Below are 435 nucleotides of genomic sequence, written 5' to 3'. Positions count from 1 at the left end.
ACTTACGATCAACTGAGGGCGATGGCGCTGCCACCACTGATGTCGCTCGACCTGATCCGATCCGTGCTGGAGGCCGATTACCGTGGAAGCCGCATCCCGTCCCGATCTGACCGCCGCCGCCTGGCGCAGCAGCAGTTACAGCAATCAGGAGGGCGGCGACTGCGTGGAGGTGGCGGACGGATTCCCCGGCGTCGTCCCCGTCCGTGACAGCAAGAACCCCCACGGACCCGCCCTCGTCCTCCCGGCCGCCGCCTGGACCGCTTTCGTCGAAGCGGTCGCCGCTCACTGAACATGTGTCCGCAGCCGGGCCCTGGCAAGGTTGTGTGCAACGATGCGGAGCCGCATACGGGTGATGGATCATGGTCGACAGATTTACTGATGGGCTCCTGACACCCACGGAGACATCCTCGTACCTTGAGATCCCCTACACGACCC

General features: G+C 64.8%; 1 protein-coding gene and 1 pseudogene. Both read left to right on the top strand.

Features of this window, described 5'->3' with window-relative positions:
• Positions 1–207 (top strand): annotated as a pseudogene (locus LPA54_RS42770) (transcriptional regulator); the annotation flags it as partial.
• A complete protein-coding gene (locus LPA54_RS42765) occupies positions 164–289 on the top strand; it encodes a DUF397 domain-containing protein (protein WP_308112934.1) in 126 nt (41 codons plus the stop codon). The pseudogene LPA54_RS42770 and the gene LPA54_RS42765, both read left to right, overlap by 44 nt.
• The last annotated feature ends 146 nt before the right edge of the window (positions 290–435 follow it).

This window comes from Streptomyces sp. DH12, from assembly GCF_020873895.1.
Lineage (GTDB): Bacteria > Actinomycetota > Actinomycetes > Streptomycetales > Streptomycetaceae > Streptomyces.
The sequence above is the reverse complement of the archived record's forward strand: the minus strand, read 5'-3'. Positions and strand labels throughout refer to the sequence as shown.